The organism is Aggregicoccus sp. 17bor-14 (genome assembly GCF_009659535.1).
Taxonomy (GTDB): domain Bacteria; phylum Myxococcota; class Myxococcia; order Myxococcales; family Myxococcaceae; genus Aggregicoccus.
Genome location: NZ_VJZZ01000001.1, coordinates 274,526 through 290,813 on the forward strand (window position 1 = coordinate 274,526; position 16,288 = coordinate 290,813).

The 16,288-nt window shown below is 73.6% G+C and carries 14 protein-coding genes; 7 read left to right on the forward strand and 7 right to left on the reverse strand.

Features of this window, described 5'->3' with window-relative positions; all coding sequences use genetic code 11:
- Nucleotides 1–174 precede the first annotated feature (174 nt).
- Nucleotides 175–1,188, forward strand: coding sequence for a glutaredoxin family protein (locus FGE12_RS01190; protein ID WP_153864359.1), 1,014 nt, complete (start codon nt 175–177; stop codon nt 1,186–1,188).
- Nucleotides 1,189–1,192: 4 nt separating this feature from the next.
- Here the strand turns inward: FGE12_RS01190 and FGE12_RS30830 are convergent, their stop codons facing one another.
- Both FGE12_RS30830 and FGE12_RS01200 read right to left on the reverse strand, forming a co-directional pair.
- The gene (locus FGE12_RS30830; protein ID WP_194797448.1) at nt 1,193–2,605 is read right to left on the reverse strand and encodes a UdgX family uracil-DNA binding protein; all 1,413 of its coding nucleotides are present in this window, start codon (nt 2,603–2,605) and stop codon (nt 1,193–1,195) included.
- Nucleotides 2,602–3,852 carry a putative DNA modification/repair radical SAM protein gene (locus FGE12_RS01200; protein WP_153864809.1) on the reverse strand — a complete coding sequence of 417 codons (1,251 nt, stop codon included), beginning with the start codon at nt 3,850–3,852 and terminating at the stop codon, nt 2,602–2,604. The genes FGE12_RS30830 and FGE12_RS01200 overlap by 4 nt, the downstream gene beginning before the upstream one ends.
- 125 nt (nt 3,853–3,977) lie before the next feature.
- Between FGE12_RS01200 and FGE12_RS01205 the strand changes: the two genes are divergently transcribed.
- From FGE12_RS01205 to FGE12_RS01230, 6 genes are all read left to right on the forward strand, one after another.
- Nucleotides 3,978–4,457: a tetratricopeptide repeat protein gene (locus tag FGE12_RS01205; protein ID WP_153864360.1), complete on the forward strand. Its 480-nt coding sequence runs from the start codon at nt 3,978–3,980 to the stop codon at nt 4,455–4,457.
- Nucleotides 4,458–4,727: 270 nt separating this feature from the next.
- The gene (locus FGE12_RS01210) at nt 4,728–6,515 is read left to right on the forward strand and encodes a serine/threonine-protein kinase (protein ID WP_153864361.1); all 1,788 of its coding nucleotides are present in this window, start codon (nt 4,728–4,730) and stop codon (nt 6,513–6,515) included.
- Nucleotides 6,512–7,480: a hypothetical protein gene (locus FGE12_RS01215; RefSeq protein ID WP_153864362.1), complete on the forward strand. Its 969-nt coding sequence runs from the start codon at nt 6,512–6,514 to the stop codon at nt 7,478–7,480. The genes FGE12_RS01210 and FGE12_RS01215 overlap by 4 nt, the downstream gene beginning before the upstream one ends.
- 19 nt (nt 7,481–7,499) lie before the next feature.
- The gene (locus FGE12_RS01220) at nt 7,500–9,428 is read left to right on the forward strand and encodes a sigma 54-interacting transcriptional regulator (RefSeq protein ID WP_153864363.1); all 1,929 of its coding nucleotides are present in this window, start codon (nt 7,500–7,502) and stop codon (nt 9,426–9,428) included.
- A gap of 266 nt (nt 9,429–9,694) precedes the next feature.
- The gene (locus FGE12_RS01225; protein WP_153864364.1) at nt 9,695–10,114 is read left to right on the forward strand and encodes a hypothetical protein; all 420 of its coding nucleotides are present in this window, start codon (nt 9,695–9,697) and stop codon (nt 10,112–10,114) included.
- Complete coding sequence (locus tag FGE12_RS01230) at nt 10,111–11,754, forward strand: carboxypeptidase regulatory-like domain-containing protein (RefSeq protein WP_153864365.1); 1,644 nt, start codon at nt 10,111–10,113, stop codon at nt 11,752–11,754. Before FGE12_RS01225 ends, FGE12_RS01230 begins: the two co-directional genes overlap by 4 nt.
- A 3-nt stretch (nt 11,755–11,757) precedes the next feature.
- Here FGE12_RS01230 and FGE12_RS01235 read toward each other — a convergent pair whose 3' ends face one another.
- The 5 genes from FGE12_RS01235 to mutL all read right to left on the reverse strand — a co-directional run bounded on the left by FGE12_RS01235 (nt 11,758) and on the right by mutL (nt 16,188).
- Entirely contained in the window at nt 11,758–12,270 is a 513-nt protein-coding gene (locus tag FGE12_RS01235) for a hypothetical protein (protein ID WP_194797449.1), read from the reverse strand.
- Between the two features lie 62 nt (nt 12,271–12,332).
- On the reverse strand, nt 12,333–13,295 hold the full coding sequence (locus FGE12_RS01240) for a tol-pal system YbgF family protein (protein WP_228530531.1): 963 nt from the start codon (nt 13,293–13,295) through the stop codon (nt 12,333–12,335).
- A gap of 175 nt (nt 13,296–13,470) precedes the next feature.
- Entirely contained in the window at nt 13,471–14,130 is a 660-nt protein-coding gene (locus FGE12_RS01245; protein WP_153864367.1) for a hypothetical protein, read from the reverse strand.
- Nucleotides 14,130–14,294 carry a hypothetical protein gene (locus FGE12_RS29950; RefSeq protein ID WP_194797450.1) on the reverse strand — a complete coding sequence of 55 codons (165 nt, stop codon included), beginning with the start codon at nt 14,292–14,294 and terminating at the stop codon, nt 14,130–14,132. The genes FGE12_RS01245 and FGE12_RS29950 overlap by 1 nt, the downstream gene beginning before the upstream one ends.
- A 109-nt stretch (nt 14,295–14,403) precedes the next feature.
- Complete coding sequence (gene mutL, locus FGE12_RS01250; protein WP_153864368.1) at nt 14,404–16,188, reverse strand: DNA mismatch repair endonuclease MutL; 1,785 nt, start codon at nt 16,186–16,188, stop codon at nt 14,404–14,406.
- Nucleotides 16,189–16,288: the final 100 nt, after the last annotated feature.

Consider the following 16,288-nt stretch of genomic DNA (forward strand, 5'->3'; position numbering starts at 1 on the left):
GCTTCACGGCATCTTCACGACGTCCGCACGAGAGCGTCCGGGCCAATCCGGGCGCGGCGCTCGCGGTCATGCCGCGGCAGGGTCCGGCGAGTGGGCACGGCGCAGGCGGTCGCGGCCTGCCTGCTCGCAGCGCTCGGCGCGGCGACACAGGAGCCTGCGCTAGAGTGGCCGCCCATGGAGCTCTCCTACGTACTCGAGGAGCAGGACCTGGCGGACGCGCAGCTGCAGCTCACCGCGCTGCGGCGAGACCGGCTGATCCGCCTCCCGCTGCTGATCCCCGTGCTGACGGTGCTCCTCGCCCTCGCGCTTGCCCCCGTGGTGCGGCTGCTGGAGCCCCGGTTCGAGTGGACGCTGCGCGGCGCGCTGGACTACGGGCTGCGCATGGCGAGCATGGGCGCGCTGGTCTACGTCCTGAGGCCGCTGTTCCTGCACGTGCGCGGCTCGCGCCGCCTGGACGCGCGCTACGCCCGCCGGATGGCCCGCGCCGCGGCGCGCCGCTCCACCTTCGGCCCCGTCTCGCTCCAGCTCTCCGAGGCGCAGCTGGTGCGGCGCAACGCGAGCGGCGAATTGCACGTCGCATGGGCCCGCGTGAAGGATCTGCTGTTCTCCCCGCAGCTGCTCACCGTGCGCATCGATGACGGCCGCCAGGTCCTGCTCCTTCCCCGCCGGGCGCTCCCGGACGCAGCTGCCTTCGCCTCCCTGCGCGAGCGCGTGGAGCAGCTGAGCGGCCAGCGCGCCCGCGAGGTGGACGTGGAGCGCGGTACGCTGGTGCCCCTGCCCGCGGCACCGCGCGCTGCGCGCCGCGTGCACCCTTCCCTGCTCGCGCTGCTCGTCGGCGCGGCGCTGCTCCTCGTTCGCGACCGCACCCTGCACGCGCTCGATGATCCCCGGCGGGGCAACCCCGCAGACCACGTCATCGTCTACGGCACGGACTGGTGTCCGGTATGCGCGCGGCTGCGCACCTGCCTGCAGCGCGCGAACGTGCCCTTCGAGGACAAGGACGTGGACCACTCGCCCCGCGCCGAGGCCGAGTGGGCCGAGCTGGACGGCCGCGGCGTGCCGGTGACCGTGGTGGGCCAGCGCGTGCTGCGCGGGTTGGACCCGGCCGAGCTGCGCACCGCGCTCGCCGAGGCCGGCTACGCGGCGGACTGTGAGCGGGCCGAGCGCACGGAGAGCGAGCGGCGCTGAGGGCTCACGCCACCCGGCGCAGCGCCTCGGCGGTGCGCTGCAGGTCCTCCACGAAGTGGGCGTGAGCCTGGGCGCGGGTGCGCGGGTCCGGCATCCGCAAGAGCGCGGACGGGTGGTACGTGGCGAGCCACCACGGCGCCCACGGCGTCTCGAACACCTGGCCCCGGCTGTGGGTGAGCTTGAAGCCCGGTCCGAGGAAGGACTGCGCCGCCGTGGCCCCGAGCGCGAGGATCATCCGGGGGCGCACCGCCGCGACCTCCGCCTCGAGCCAGCCGCGGCACGCGAGCACCTCTGCGCGCCCGGGCTTCTGGTGGAGCCTGCGGGTGGGCTCGCCGGTCCACCCGAAGTGCTTCACCGCGTTGGTGACGTACAGCTGCTCGCGGGCGATTCCCACCTGCGCGAGCACCTCGTCGAGGAGCTGGCCGGCCGGTCCCTGGAAGGGGCGCCCCACCCGGTCCTCGGTGTCTCCGGGCTGCTCGCCCACCAGCATGAGGCGCGGCTCGCCCGGCCCCTCGCCGAACACCGTCTGGGTGGCGCGCGCGTGCAGCGGGCACGCCGTGCAGCCACGCGCCGCGGCCGCGAGCGAGCCGAGGTCGCGCGCCGGTGGCAGCAGCGCCGCGGAGGCGGAGGGCGCGCTCGGGGGCCGCACCATGCGCTCGACCCGCGTGGGTGCGCTGCGCACGAGGCCCCGGATGAGGGGCGCCTCGGGCAGCGTGGCCCAGTGCCGCACGGGCAGCTGCGCGCGCATCGCGCGGGGGTTGAGGCGCGCGGGGTTGAACACCGCCGCGTAGTAGGTGCGCCACAGCGCCTCGAGCGCATCGCCCTCGGGGGCGGCCGAGCGCGGCACCCCCTCGCCGAAGCGCAGCTCGGAGAGATCCCAGTACGCGCACGCGTCCGGCGTGAGCAGGCTCCAGCGCATGGAGGGAAAGCGCCGGGCAAAGAAGGGCGCGGCGCGCTCGACGATGAGGTGGTCCGGCCGGTGCCACGCGACGTAGTGCTCCTGCCCGCCCTGCTCCACGCGCCGGAAGCGCACGAACGCATGCAGCTTGTGCACGTCGCGCTCCACCGCCTTCGCCATCAACTGCAACCTGCGCACGTCCGGATCGCTCTCCACCTCCAGCAGGTGGCGCTCGCCGTGGGTGAGCCGCCACAGCACGCGGTACAGGTGACCCCAGCGCTCGCCGTCGCGATGGCACGCCACCTGCTCGCCCAGGCGCAGGAAGGCGCTGGGCACGGCGAGCGTCGGGCGCGCCGGCTGCTCGGGCGCGTGCGGCGCCGCGAAGAGGCCCGCGAGCGGCGCCTGCCCCACGGCTGCGTCCTCGAGCACGACTGCATCGGGCGGGACGTCCTCGGCGAGCAGCGCGCGCGCCTCGCGCCGGAAGTCCGCGAAGCCGGGCCCCGCGCAGACCCGCCTCACAGCTCCCCCGTGCGCGCCGCCTCCGCGCTCGCGAAGAGCGAGAGCTGGGAGGCCGGAGCGCGCAGCCGCTCGGCCAGCCGCGCGTCATCCAGCAGCAGGGTGGGACGGTGGTCCGCGGTCACCACGAAGGGGCGCACCCGCGAGAGCGGCACCTTGAGGCGCGCGAGGTCCGCGAGCGTCACCGCGTGCCAGCGCCGGATGCGCAGGAGCCGCTGCACGGTGCGTGCGCCCAGCCCCGGCACCCGCAGGAGCAGCTCGCGCGGGGCGCGGTTCACGTCCACGGGGAACAGCGCCCGCGAGCGCAGCGCCCAGGCGAGCTTCGGGTCGAGGTCCAGCGAGAGCTGCGGCGCCTCGGCGGGGGTGAGCTCCGCGGGCGCGAAGCCGTAGAAGCGCATGAGCCAGTCCGCCTGGTAGAGCCGGTGCTCGCGCACCAGCGGCGGAGCCTTCGCGGGCAGGCGCACGTCGCCGGCGGGGATGGGGCTGTAGGCCGAGTAGTAGACGCGCTTGAGCGCGAAGCGGCGGTAGAGGCGGTTCGCCGTGTCGAGGACGGCCGCATCCGGGCTGGGGGTGGCCCCGACGATCATCTGCGTGCTCTGTCCCGCGGGGGCGAAGACGGGGGCGCGCGGGCTCTCCTCGCGCTCGGCCTTCGCCTGCGCCACGCGCGCATGGATGGCCCCCATGGTCGCGCCCGTTTCGGCGAAGCTCTTCTGCGGCGCGAGCTTCTGCAGGTCTCCATCCGTGGGCAGCTCGATGTTCGCGCTGAGCCGGTCCGCCCAGCGCCCCGCCTGGGCGAGCAGCTCCGGCGAGGCCCCGGGCACCGCCTTGAGGTGGATGTAGCCGCCGAAGCCGTGCACCTCGCGCAAGAGCTGCGCCACGCGCACCAGCTGCTCCATCGTGAAGTCGGGGCTCTTGATCACCCCGGAGCTGAGGAACAGCCCCTCGATGTAGTTGCGCCGGTAGAAGTCCAGGGTGAGCTGCACCACCTCCTCGGGCGTGAAGCGCGCACGCGGCACGTCGCTCGAGATGCGGTTGATGCAGTACTGGCAGTCGTAGATGCAGAGGTTGGTGAGGAGGATCTTCAGCAGCGAAACGCAGCGCCCGTCCGGCGTGTAGCTGTGGCAGATGCCCATCCCCTCGGCGTTGCCCACGCCGCCCTTCGGCGTGCGCCGCTTCGCCCCGCTGCTCGAGCAGGAGGCGTCGTACTTCGCCGCGTCCGCCAGGATCTCCAGCTTCGCGCGCACGTCCATCGCCACGGCCACGGCTCCCGGGCGCGCGCCGATCCCCCTCCCAGGGCCGCGCGCAGCCGCAGCACTCTACCGGTCCGCCCTGACACCTTCCGCGGCGCGCGGCGCGTGCTAGCCTCGCGCGCGCGATGACCCCTGACGTCCGGGCCGAGACCGAGTCCCGCGCCGAGCGCGCCCTGCGCCGCGGCGACCTCTCCGAGGCCGTGAGCCTCTACGAGTCCCTCGTGGCCGCCTTCCCCGCCGACGCCGCGCTCGCAGGCCGGCTCGCGCAGCTGCGCGAGAGCCTGCAGCCCATGGAGCTGCAGAGCCCCAAGGCGAGCTTCCGCGAGCCCGCGGGCCACGCCCGGCGTCCCTCCACGCCCGCCCAGGAGGGCGAGCGGCTCTTCGCGCTCGGCGACTACGCGGGCGCTGCGGCGGCCTACCGGCGCGCCCTGGCCGAGCGCCCGGACAGCGAGCTGCTCAAGGAGCGGCTGCTCGAGCTGTTCCGCCTCGCGCAGGCCGCCCCCAAGCACTCGCCCACGGACCAGGCGCTGCCGCGCGAGCCGGCGGCGAAGCTGGAGGCCCTGCTGGACCGGCTCGCCGCTCGCCGGCGGCTGCCCCGCTCCTAGCAGGCTCCGGGCGTGCCGGGCCTCCGGGTCCCGCCATCCCGGACAACTGGGAAAACGCTCGTCAGCCCGGTCGTGGTGATTGCGCCCTCTGGGTGGGGCCTCTACACTCCGGGGCCCGACGCGGCTGTCATAGCTGCGTCTCCCCCTCTGACAGTCACGCCCGACCATGCCCTCCCCCCTGCGACCTGGCGTTCCCACTGGCATCGCGCGGGGCGGGGCGTGCTCCGACGGGAGCCCGGATCCGCGGGACGCCGGGGCTGTGCACGCGCGATGAGCCACCTGGGCCAGCAGATCGGTCGCTACCGCATCCTCGAGCAGCTGGGCTCGGGGGGCATGAGCGTCGTCTACAAGGGGCTCGACACCGCACTGGACCGCGAGGTGGCGGTGAAGGTGCTGCACCCGCACCTGGCCGGCAAGGACGAGAGCCGCCGGCGGCTCGCGCGCGAGGCGAAGGCGGTCGCCAAGCTGCACCACCCCAACATCCTCGAGGTCTTCGACTTCTCGCCCGCGGGCGCCGAGGAGGCGTACATCGTCACCGAGTACATCCGCGGCCAGACGCTGCGCGTGTGCATGGAGACGCTGGGCTTCGAGCCGCCGGAGGTCGCGGCGCTGATCATCCACGAGCTCGCCGCGGCGCTCGCCCACGCGCACGAGGCCGGAGTGATCCACCGCGACCTCAAGCCGGAGAACGTCATGGTGCGCGAGGACGGCGTCCTCAAGCTCATGGACTTCGGCATCGCGAAGATCCTGGACCGCGACGAGCGGATGACCATCACCGGCTCGCTGGTGGGCTCGCCCGCCCACATGGCGCCGGAGATCATCGAGGGGCAGGAGGCGGGCGCCGCGGCGGACATCTTCTCGCTGGGCACGATGCTCTACGCCTTCGCCACCGGGAAGCTGCCCTTCAGCGCCTCGAACACCACCGCCACCCTCAAGCGCATCCTGGACGGGCACTACGAGGACCCGCGCCAGCTCGCGCCTGCGATCTCGGACGAGCTCGCGGAGATCATCACCACCTGCCTCGCGCGCCAGCCGCAGGATCGCTACCCGCACGCCGGGCGCCTGCGCGACGCGCTCGCGGACTACCTCGGGCGCCTCGGGCTCGGCCGGCCCAGCGAGGAGCTGAGCGCCTTCTTCGCCGATCCACCCACCTACCGCCGGCAGCTGCGCCAGCGCCTGGTGGCGCAGCTGCTCGAGCGCAGCGAGCGGCTGCTGCGCGAGCGGCCCGCGCGCGCGCTCGCGGACCTGAACCAGGTGCTCGCGCTCGACCCCGAGCAGCCGCGCGCGCTCGCGCTCCTCGAGGGGCTGGACCGCGCGCGCCGCCTGCGCCGCCGCCTCGCGCGCACGGGGCGGGTGGGCGCTGCGCTGCTCGCCCTGCTGCTGCTCACGGTGGGCGCCCGGGCCCTGTGGACACGGCACCCGGCCGCGCCCGCTCCCTCCGCCCACGTCGCAGCGAGGCCGCCGGCCCGGGCCGAGGCGCCTCCCTCCGCCACGCCCGCTGCAGAGGGCCCGGCCGCGTCTGCGCCCCTCGCCTCGGCGCCGCCGCCCTCCCCGCTCCCCGCGGCGCCTCCGGTGCGCGCGGAGCCGCCGCGCCCGCTCGCGCGCGTGCCCGTCTCGGTGCTGGTGCGCCCCTATGGCGTCGTGCAGCTGGACGAAGAGCCCCCCAGCGCGGAGGCGCTCGCGCAGCACAACCTGAGCGCCCTGCCCGGCCCCCACCGGGTGCGCGTGAGCTGCACCTGGTGCGAGCCGGTGGTGGAGACCATCGAGGTGCGCGCGGGCGCGGACAACATCTTCCGCCTGCGCGCGCAGCTCAAGCCGAGCACGCTCGCTTTCGACTGGAAGCCGGCGGACGCGGTGGTCAAGATTGGCGACGTGCAGCGCACCGCCCACGACAGCCTCTCCCACCCCTTCGAGCTGCGCTCGCCGCGCGGCCCCGCGAGCTTCCAGCACCGGGTGGACTACGAGATCTCCCGCCCCGGCTACGCGACCGAGCAGGGCAGCACCATGGTCGAGCCGGGCAAGGCCGAGACGCTGCGCGGAGCGCTCGAGCCCCGATGACCTCGCGCCTGCGCTCCCTGCTTCTGCTCCTGCTGCTGCTGCTCGCGCCCGCGCTCGCCCACGCGCAGGCCCCGGACGAGGGCGAGCTGGGCGGCATCCGCGCCGCCTTCGAGTTCGGCAAGTACGCCGAGGTGCTCGAGCGCGCGGCCGCCCGCATCGACCGCGGCAACCTGGACGAGCCCAGCCTCGTGGAGCTGCACAAGCTCGCGGGGCTCGCGGCCTTCAACCTCGGGCGGCGCGACGAGGCGGGGCGGCACCTGCGCGCGCTGCTGCGCCTGGAGCCGGACTACGGCCTGGACCCCTTCGTGGTGCCGCCGCCCGCCATCGCCTACTTCGAGGAGCTGCGCCGCGAGCTGCGCGCCGAGCTGGACCTGATCCGCCAGGAGAAGCGCCTGCGCGCCGAGCGCGAGCGCGCCGAGGCCGCGCAGCGCGAGCGCGAGCGCGCGGCGAACGAGGAGCGCCGCCGCCGCGTGGAGGAGCTCTCGCGCCAGGTGACCGTGCGCACGGTGGAGAAGCGCAGCTTCCTCGTGAACTTCGTCCCCTTCGGCGCGGGCCAGTTCCAGCAGGGCCGCACCTCCCTGGGGGTCATCTTCGCCGCCACCGAGGGCGCCTTCGCGGTGAGCAGCGCGCTCGCCTTCTTCGCCTACGAGGGTCTCTACGAGGAGAGCGAGGTGCCCCTGCCGGACCTGAAGGGCACCAACACCCAGCAGAAGGTGCACGTGCGCTACATCCCCACCAGCAAGGCCGCGCAGCGCGACAACTGGCGCCGCGTGAAGTACGGCGCCGCCGTGGGCTTCTACGCGATGTACGCGGCGGGCGTGGCGGACGCGCTCTACCACCACCAGGACGAGGTGGTGCGCACCGGCATCGAGACCCTCCCCGCCCCCGCGCCCGGCGTCACCGGCGGGCTGAGCATCTACCCCCTGCAGGGCGGCGCCGGGGCCGCCCTCTCGCTGCGCTTCTAACCCGAGCTTCCGAGACGTCATGGCCAGCCTCATCGTCCGCACTCCCGACGGCCAGGTCCGCACCGTGCGCCTGCTCAAGCGCCTCACCTCGGTGGGCCGCGGGGCCGACAACGACGTGCGCCTGGACGACCCCGCCGTGCCCGACAGCGCGCTGCACCTCACCTCGGACGGCAGCCGCTACGAGGTGGGCAGCCTGGGCGCCGCCTTCCAGGTGAACGGCAAGAGGCAGAAGGAGCGCCACCCGCTCTCCAGCGGGGACGTGGTGCGCGTGGGCGCCACCGAGCTCACCTTCTCGCGCGACGATGCACCCGGCGCCACGCCCGCGCCGCTGCGCCCTGCGGCGCCGGCGGCCGCCGCGTCCGACTCCGCGTCGGTGGATCCGGACTCGCACACCCGCGATCTGCCGGCGCTCGCGGCGCGCGAGATCACCATGCTCCGCCGGCTCACCGCCTTCAGCGAGCGGCTGCTGCGCAGCTACGCGGTGGACGAGGTGCTCGAGAGCCTCATGGACGAGGCCATCGAGGTCACCCGCGCGGACAAAGGCTTCCTCATCCTGCTGGAGAGCGGCGAGCTGCGGGTGAAGGTGGCGCGCAACCTGGCGCGCGAGAACCTGGAGGACGCGGTGGAGCGCCTGAGCGACTCCATCGTGGCCAAGGTGGTGAAGTCGCAGCGCCCGCTGATCCTCAGCGACGCGCTGGACGACCCCGAGTTCAGCGCGAGCCAGTCCGTGGTGAGCCTCAAGCTGCTCTCCGTGATGTGCGTGCCCCTGATGCACAAGGGCGAGCTGTTCGGGCTCATCTACGTGGGCAACGACCGGCTCGTGAACCGCTTCGAGCCCAAGAGCCTGGACATGCTCACGGTGTTCGCCGCCCAGGCCTCGCTCATCCTGCAGAACGCCATGCTGGTGAACGAGCTGCGCCTCGACAACACCGAGCTGCGCCGCAAGCTCGAGGACCAGCGCTACGGCGACATCGTGGGCGCCTGCCAGGGCATGCGCGACGTGTACAAGCGCATCGACAAGATCTCCGTCACCGACATCAGCGTGCTCATCACCGGCGAGACCGGCACGGGCAAGGAGCTGATCGCGCGCGAGCTGCACCGGCGCAGCCCGCGCGCCAAGGGGCCTTTCGTCACCATCAACTGCGGCGCCATCCCCGAGAACCTCCTCGAGAGCGAGCTGTTCGGCCACGTGAAGGGCGCCTTCACCGGCGCCGTCGCCACGAAGATGGGCAAGTTCCAGGCGGCCATCGGCGGCACCCTCTTCCTGGACGAGATCGGCGAGATGCCGCTGCAGCTGCAGGTGAAGCTGCTGCGGGCCCTGCAGGAGAAGATCGTCTACAAGGTCGGCGACAACCGCGGCGAGCCGGTGGACATCCGCGTGGTGGCCGCCACGAACAAGGTGCTCGAGGAGGAGGTGCGCCAGAGCCGCTTCCGCGAGGACCTCTACTACCGCCTCAACGTGGTCACCCTGAAGCTGCCCCCCTTGCGCGAGCGCGGCGAGGACCTGGTGGTGCTCGGCCGCTTCTTCCTCCAGAAGTACGCGAAGGAGTTCAACTCTCGCGCGCGCGGCTTCACCCCGTCGGCCACCGTGGCCATGCGCAAGTACGCCTGGCCCGGCAACATCCGCGAGCTGGAGAACCGCCTCAAGAAGGCCGTGGTGCTCGCGGACAAGCCGCTGCTCGGCCCGGACGACCTGGACCTGAAGCCGGAGAACCTCGAGCCGGTGCTCCCGCTCGCCCAGGCCAAGGAGGAGTTCCAGAAGCGCTACATCAACGAGGTGCTCGAGCGGAACAACGGCAACCGCACCAAGACGGCCAAGGACCTCGGCGTGGACCCGCGCACCATCTTCCGGCACCTGGAGAAGCTGGAGGCGGAGAAGAACGGCCGCGCCCTGCCTCCGGACGACGACGAGGCGCCGGACGCCCTCCCACCCCTGGACGAGGTGTAGGCCCCGTGAGCCCACGACGCCCCTGTCAGGGTCCCCCGGGACCAGCGCCCTCCGTCCCCTCGCAAGTGCGCGTCCGCACGAGGGATTTGCCCCGGCTGCCCTTGGCCGCTGCCTTGCTACGCAGTGCCTCCGCGAGCGCGGCCCTCCTGGCCCTGCTCGCGTGGGGCAGCCTCGCGCTGGGCGGCTGCGTCATCCCCCAGGATGACACGCTCTTCACGTGGCCCCGCGAGCCGAAGAATCGGCCCCCCCGGATCTTGGAGAACCAGGTGAGTCCGCAGACGCGCATCATCCGGGAGTTCGGCAACGGGACCTGCCGCCAGACCTTCGAGGTCCTGGCGACCGATCCCGACGTGCTCGACCTGCTCACCGTCTACTGGTTCGTGGACTACGTGCCCGGGCAAGCGAGCACGGACAAGCTCGACCTGCTCGCTCCCTCGGATCGACCCGAGCGCAACGACCGCGCCACCTTCGTCGCGGACCTCACCGCCGCCAACAGCAAGCTGCGCGCACCGGGGCTGCACACGGTGGAGGCGGTGCTGGCGGACCGGCAGCTCGACCTGACCACCCGCCAGCCCTCGCAGCAGCTCGGCGAAAACCCGGACGGCGGCGCCGCCATCGTCCTGGACGAGGGCTACGCGGTCACCTACGCGTGGACGGTCGAGACCGTGACGGGGGTGTGCCAGTGAGCGGCGCGAGGCCCCTGCGCTGGGTGCTCGCCTCCCTCGCCCTGGGCGGCACGCTCGCGGGCGGCTGCGCGAGCGGCTCGAGCGCCAGCGGCGCGCCGCTCGTGTGCCGCAGCGACGCGGAGTGCGAGGCGGGCGAGGTGTGCTTCGCGGACGGCTGCGGCGACCCGGGCAAGGACCTGGTGGTGGAGGTCGTCCCCAACTCGCAGGCGGGCCTCCACGCGCAGGACTTCGCCATCGACCTGAAGGAGGCGCACCCGGTGCTGCAGCTGCAGGGGCCCGCGCTGCTCGAGGGCCAGGTGCTGAGCGAGCCGGCCGCGGATGGCGGCAGCGGACCCGAGCTCTACGCGGGCTCGGTCACCGTGCGCGCCACGGGCGAGAGCCTGCTGCTTCCGGGCGTGGAGCGGCGCTACGAGGGCACCGTGGTCCCCAGCAACGGCGCCTACCGCTTCCCCGTGGGAACGGGCCAGTTCAGCGTGAGCCTCGTCCCCGGCGACACCGCCCTGCCCCCGCTCACCGAGACCCGCTCGGTGCAGGTGGGGGCGCAGGTGTCGCTCGACTTCCGGCTCCCGGACCCTGCCGCGCTCACCCCGCTCTCCGGCACCCTGGTGCGCGAGCCGCTCGCCCCCTTCGACGTGGACATGGACGTCCAGCTGCTCGACCCGGGGCTGCGCCCCCTCTCGCAGCGGGTGGCGGTGTCGCGCACCACGGGCGCCTTCACGCTCTTCGTGTCGCCTGCGGCCCGGGCCCTCGCGAAGGTCATCCTGCAGGCCACCCCGCGCAGCGCGGACAGCCTGCTGCCGCAGGTCACCTTCCCGGTGGACCTCGCGAACCCGCCCGCCACGTACTCCCTCGGTGACTTCGGAGCCCCCGTGACCCTGCAGGGGATCGTGATCGGGCAGGAGGGCCTGCCCGTGGTGGGCGGCAGCGTGCGGCTGGAGGGAAAGGTGAAGGGGGGCGGACTGTTCCTCAGCGGCTCCGTCCTCACGGATGCCGACGGCCACTTCACGCTCCAGACCCTGCCCAGCGCCCCCGGCGCGGACTTCACGCTGATCGTGGCGCCGCCCGCCCGCCCCACCCGCGGCTCGCTGGATGCGGCCGTCAGCCAGGGCCCGGTGCACGTGCAGCCCACGGGCACCACGGGGTTCGCCTTCGCCTGCCGCCAGCGCGGACGGGTCAGCGCCACGGTGCTCACCCCGAAGGGGTCGCCAGCGGCCATGGTGCGGGTGATCGCCGAGCCGCTGCGCCCGGTGCAGGGCCTGCCCGGCCCGGCCGAGCGCAGCGAGACCCTGACGGACGAGAACGGCACCTTCTCCCTGCTGCTGGACGCCGCCGAGTACCGCCTGGACTTCGTGCCCTCCGGCGACCTGCCGCGCACCAGCCGCTACCTCACCGTGGCTCCGGTGCCCAACGCCCCGGTGATGTTCCCGCTGGAGCTGGGCGCCATCACGCTCTCGCGCGGCCGGCACATCAGCGGCCCGGTGCGCCTCGCGAGCGCGGATGCCTCCGCGCCCAACCTGGCCTACGCCTCCGTGCGCTTCTTCCGCGTGGTGAGCGTGAACGGCAAGCCGACCAGCCAGCTGCTCGCGCAGTCGACCTCGGACGCGAACGGCGAGTACGAGGTCATCCTGCCCACGCGCTGAGCGCTAGGGCACGCGGCCCGCGGCGGGCGAGGCGCGCGCGGCCTCGAAGGCGTCGTGCAGGCCGTCCACGGCGTAGCCCACCTCGCCGGCGTACTGCACGGCGTGGATGGTGTAGAGGTCCAGCACCTGCTCGAGGCGGCCGTACACCACCTTCACCTGCGCGCGCTCGCGCGACTCGAGCGCGCAGTGCGACTCGCGCTCGCGCAGCTGCTTCAGCCACCCGGTGCGGAACACCATCCACTCCTGGTCCACGCTGTGCGCAGGCGACAGGTTCACCAGCGCCTCGCGCTCGCGCTCCAGGTCCCGCCACGCCTGCTGGGCGCCGTCCAGGCACTCGCGCACCGACAGGGTGGGCTCGGCCGCGGGAAGGCGCGGCGGCGTCATCGCCCGGATGGAGCGCGTGACGCTGACGATGAGCATCAGCGAGAAGGCGCTCACCACCGCGATGTACAGCCCGTACGCGGCGGCGCGGAAGTGGCGGTAGCGGGGATCCTTGGCGGGGGCAGGAACGGACACGGGGCCCCGGTCTTATGACCGTGGGCCCCGTGTGGCAACACCTGCTCGCTCCGGGCTGAGGACTACTGGCCGGGAGCCGCACCCGCCGTGGCCGGCGCCGCCGCCGGGGCAGCGCCCGGTGCCGCAGCCGCCGCGTCGGGGTTCATCGCGCGCTTGATGTTCGCCAGCCGCCCGCGCATCTGCGAGGCGAACTCGCTGTTCGGGTAGGTGCCGATCGCATCGCGCACCGTGTCCGCCGCCTTCTGCAGCTGGTTCGTCTCCTGCAGCGACTGGGCGAGCAGCAGCATCGCGTAGTCGCGGGTCTTGGACTTCTTGTCGCCCTCGACGAAGCGGGTCAGCAGCGGCACCGCCTGCTCGTGCTTCTTGAGCGAGTTGTACGCGGTGCCGAGGAAGAAGGAGGCGTCCAGCCCGTCGCTCTCGCCCGGGTTCATCGCGAGGAAGCGGCTGAGCTCGCTCACCACCGTGGGCATGTCGTTGCGGCGGAAGGCGGCCTTGCCGCGCTCGAACGCGCTGTCACCCACCTCGCGGCGCAGCGCCACCGCGCGGTCGTTGAGCGCCTGCTTCTCCAGCGAGGAGAGGCGGCTGGTGTCCAGCTTCACCAGCGCGTCGATGCCCTTGAGCCGCTCGTCGCCGGGCAGCGTGGTCATCAGCTTGTAGACCTCGGCGGCCGAGCGCTCGGCGTTCTGCGAGGCGGTGAGCTCGGCGCGCTGCTTCTCCGCCTGGGTGGTCAGCTCCGCCACGGTCTTCTCCAGCCGCTCGCGCTCGCCGGTCGCCGTGGAGGTGCGCGCGGAGCTGATGCCCACCGCGGCGCCGATGCAGAGGATCGCGAAGAGCGCGTACGCCACACCGGACGAGATCCACTGCCGCTTCTGGAAGTCCTCCTGGCGCTTGCCCACCAGCTTCAGCTCGGCGTGGAGGTTCTTGAGGAGGTTGTCCGTCTTGATCACGAGGTTGCGCGCCTCGATCACCTCCTTGCGGATCTCCCCCAGCTCCTTCTCCACCTCAGGCTTCTGCTCAGCAACCATGGACATCTTCCTGTTGGGCCCGGAAATGATCTCGGCCGATTCGCGCATCGTGGGACAACCCCCGTGGATAATTGGCTACGGCAACTGCTTTGACGGTCCCAAACCGGACCGGCCGCCACGGAATTTCCCCGAGTTTCACCTGCCCGCAGGGCGAGCGGGCAGGCAATCGCCGGCGCTACCAGTTCACCGGCCGGCTCGGCTCGGCGTCGAAGGTGTAGGTGGCGCCCAGACCCAGCCACACCCCACCCCCGTTCACGCTGCCCAGGTCCTTCACCGGTCCGCGCGCGAGCAGCCCGCGCAGCTCCATCGTCGCGGCCCAGCGGTCCGTGAGGCGCAGGGAGCCGCCCGCGGTGAGGCCCCAGGCCTGCTTCACGCCCTCGGTGCCCGGCTGCCCCTGGAAGGTGGAGAGCACCAGCGTGGGGCCGCCGAGCACCCCCACCCAGGGCAGCAGGCCCTGCGGGCCCACGCCCTCCAGCAGGGTCTGCAGCCGAAGGCCCAGCAGCGCGCCGTAGGTGAGCGTGGTGAGCTGCGGGGCGCCGCTGAGCCGGATGCGCTCGGCCGAGCCGAACAGGTCCACCCCCAGCTCCACGTGCTCGCTCACCGCGTAGCCGAAGGTGGCCACCAGCAGCGGCCCGCCGGGCGAGGGCGCGCCGCGCTGCAGGCCCTGGTTCTCGGGCCGCGCGTAGTAGCCGCTCAGGAAGGTGTCGTTGGAGGTGCGGCGCCAGCCCCCGGCGACGGTGATGCGCCCCACCCCGTCCAGGCTCGTCTGGGCAAGGGCGGCGGGGGCGGCGAGCAGCGAGAGCAGCAGGGCGAACGGCAGGGTGAAGCGGGGCATCAGGGGCCTTCGGAGGTCCTCGAGCGCAGGGCGATCTCGAGGAAGGTGGTGCGCCGGCGCAGGATCGTAGCGAGGACGCAGCGCGCGAGACAACCGGCGCCGAACTCCCGGACGACCAGGCCCGGGTGGACCAGCAGGTGCCGCAGGGTGATGACGCCCAGCATGTGCGCCCTCCTCACGTCCCCGCACCGCTACAGGGATGTGCGCACGCTAGTGGGGGCCAGGGGCGGGTCAACTTTCTGCCCCGGCTGCGCGCAAGGCCCCCCGCGCCGCTCAGCGCGCCCGCCGCTCGAGCTCGAGCAGCGGCATCTCCAGCACCACCACGCTGCCGTGCAGGCACGGCAGGTGGAAGTCCGCGTCGTCCAGCTCCTCGAGCAGCGCGCGCAGCTGCGCGTCCGTCACGCTTGCCTCGGCGGCGCGCGCCGCGTGGCAGGCCATCACCCGCAGCGGCTCAGCGAGCGCGAGCGCATCCAGCGGCACGCCGGCGGGCGGCAGCGCCCGCGAGAGCGCCTCCAGCAGCGCGGGCGCGTCCGCCCCGCTCAGCGCCGTGGGCAGGGCCTTCACCGCGAGGCTGGTGCCCCCGAAGGGCTCCACCTCGAAGCCCAGCCGCGCGAGCGCCTCCTGCCCGGAGACCAGCGCACGCGCCGCCGGCAGCGGCAGCTCCACGGTGGTGGCAAAGAGCGAGAGCGCAGGGGAGCGCCCCTGCGCGAGCGCGCGCTCGAAGGTGGCGCGCCGCGCCCGCTCGAGCGCCGCGTGCAGGTCCAGCACCACCAGCGTGCCGCCGCGTCCCTCGCACACGGGGAAGCGCCCCGCGAGCCGGCCCAGCGGCCGCAGCTGCCCGAAGTAGCCGGGGGGCGGCGCCTCGTTGAGCAGCGGCCGCGCCTGCCCGAACGCGGGCGCCACGGTGCCCGGGGCCCCCGGCTCCCCCGGCGCGTCCTGGGTGCCGGGGATGGGCAGGGGCGCGCCGCCCCCGGCCTCCTGCGCGCGGGTGAGGAAGCGCTCCACGGCGAGCGCGTAGTGGGCGGCCTCTCGCGGGGCCTCGGGCGTGGGGCCCGCGCCCAGCCAGGGCGCCGCGCGCAGCGTGCGCACGAGGGCGGCGTTAACCGCGTCCCCCACCCCGCGCGGATCCGCGAAGCGCACCTCGGTCTTCTGCGGGTGCACGTTCACGTCCACCGCGCGCGGGTCCACGTCGATGAAGATCACCACCACCGGCTGGCGCCCGGTGGGCAGGTACTCCTGGAAGGCGCGCTGGATGGCACTGTTGAGCCCGCGGTCGCGGATGTAGCGGCGGTTGACGAAGGTGTAGAGGCCGCGCGCGTTGGGGAAGGTAAACTCGGGCGAGGCGATGTGGCCCGTCACGCTCACGCCCAGCCGCCGCTCCTCCACCGGCACCAGGTGAGGGTGCACCTCGGCGCCCAGCGCCGCCGCGATGCGCTCGCGAGGGTCCTCCGGGGCCGCCGGGCTGGTGAACAGCGCCTCGCCCGCGTGGTCCACGAAGAAGGAGACCTCCGGGTGGGCGAGCGCGAGCCGGATCACCGCCTCCTCCGCGTGCTTGAGCTCGGTGTCCTCGCGCTTCATGAACTTGCGGCGCGCCGGGGTGTTGAAGAAGAGGTCCTCCACCGTCACCACCGTGCCCACCCGGGGCGCCGCCTCCTCGAGCACGGGCGCGCCACCGCCCTCCACCGTCACCGCCGTGCCCACGGCCGCGCCCACCTCGGCGGTGTGCAGCCGGAAGCGGGACACGGAGGCGATGGCCGGCACCGCCTCGCCGCGAAAGCCCTTGCTCACCAGCGAGAAGAGCCCGTCCAGGTCGCGCAGCTTGCTCGTCGCGTGGCGCAGCAGGCACAGCTCGGCGTCCTCGCGCGCCATGCCGTGGCCGTCGTCGTCCACCACGATGCGCGCGAGCCCCCCACCCGCGAGCGACACCCTCAACGTGCGCGCGCCCGCGTCCAGCGCGTTCTCGCACAGCTCCTTCACGACCGACGCCGGGCGCTCCACCACCTCGCCCGCGGCGATCTTGTTGATCAGCACCTCACTGAGCACGGCGATGCGCGGCATGGGGCCGGCATCATGGGCAAGGCCTGCTCCCTTGGCCAGCGCGGGCTTCGCCCTGCACCTGCGCTACCCACCTTCTCCGATTTGCGCTAAAGCGCGCCCA

What these genes read in the sequence shown, in the direction of transcription:
- FGE12_RS01245 (WP_153864367.1), bottom strand. Translation starts at nt 14,130, where the DNA reads ATGCCCCGCTTCACCCTGCCGTTCGCCCTGCTGCTCTCGCTGCTCGCC.
- FGE12_RS01205 (WP_153864360.1), top strand. Translation starts at nt 3,978, where the DNA reads ATGACCCCTGACGTCCGGGCCGAGACCGAGTCCCGCGCCGAGCGCGCC.
- FGE12_RS01215 (WP_153864362.1), top strand. Translation starts at nt 6,512, where the DNA reads ATGACCTCGCGCCTGCGCTCCCTGCTTCTGCTCCTGCTGCTGCTGCTC.
- FGE12_RS01210 (WP_153864361.1), top strand. Translation starts at nt 4,728, where the DNA reads ATGAGCCACCTGGGCCAGCAGATCGGTCGCTACCGCATCCTCGAGCAG.
- mutL (WP_153864368.1), bottom strand. Translation starts at nt 16,188, where the DNA reads ATGCCGCGCATCGCCGTGCTCAGTGAGGTGCTGATCAACAAGATCGCC.
- FGE12_RS01220 (WP_153864363.1), top strand. Translation starts at nt 7,500, where the DNA reads ATGGCCAGCCTCATCGTCCGCACTCCCGACGGCCAGGTCCGCACCGTG.
- FGE12_RS29950 (WP_194797450.1), bottom strand. Translation starts at nt 14,294, where the DNA reads ATGCTGGGCGTCATCACCCTGCGGCACCTGCTGGTCCACCCGGGCCTG.
- FGE12_RS01240 (WP_228530531.1), bottom strand. Translation starts at nt 13,295, where the DNA reads ATGGTTGCTGAGCAGAAGCCTGAGGTGGAGAAGGAGCTGGGGGAGATC.
- FGE12_RS01200 (WP_153864809.1), bottom strand. Translation starts at nt 3,852, where the DNA reads ATGGACGTGCGCGCGAAGCTGGAGATCCTGGCGGACGCGGCGAAGTAC.
- FGE12_RS01190 (WP_153864359.1), top strand. Translation starts at nt 175, where the DNA reads ATGGAGCTCTCCTACGTACTCGAGGAGCAGGACCTGGCGGACGCGCAG.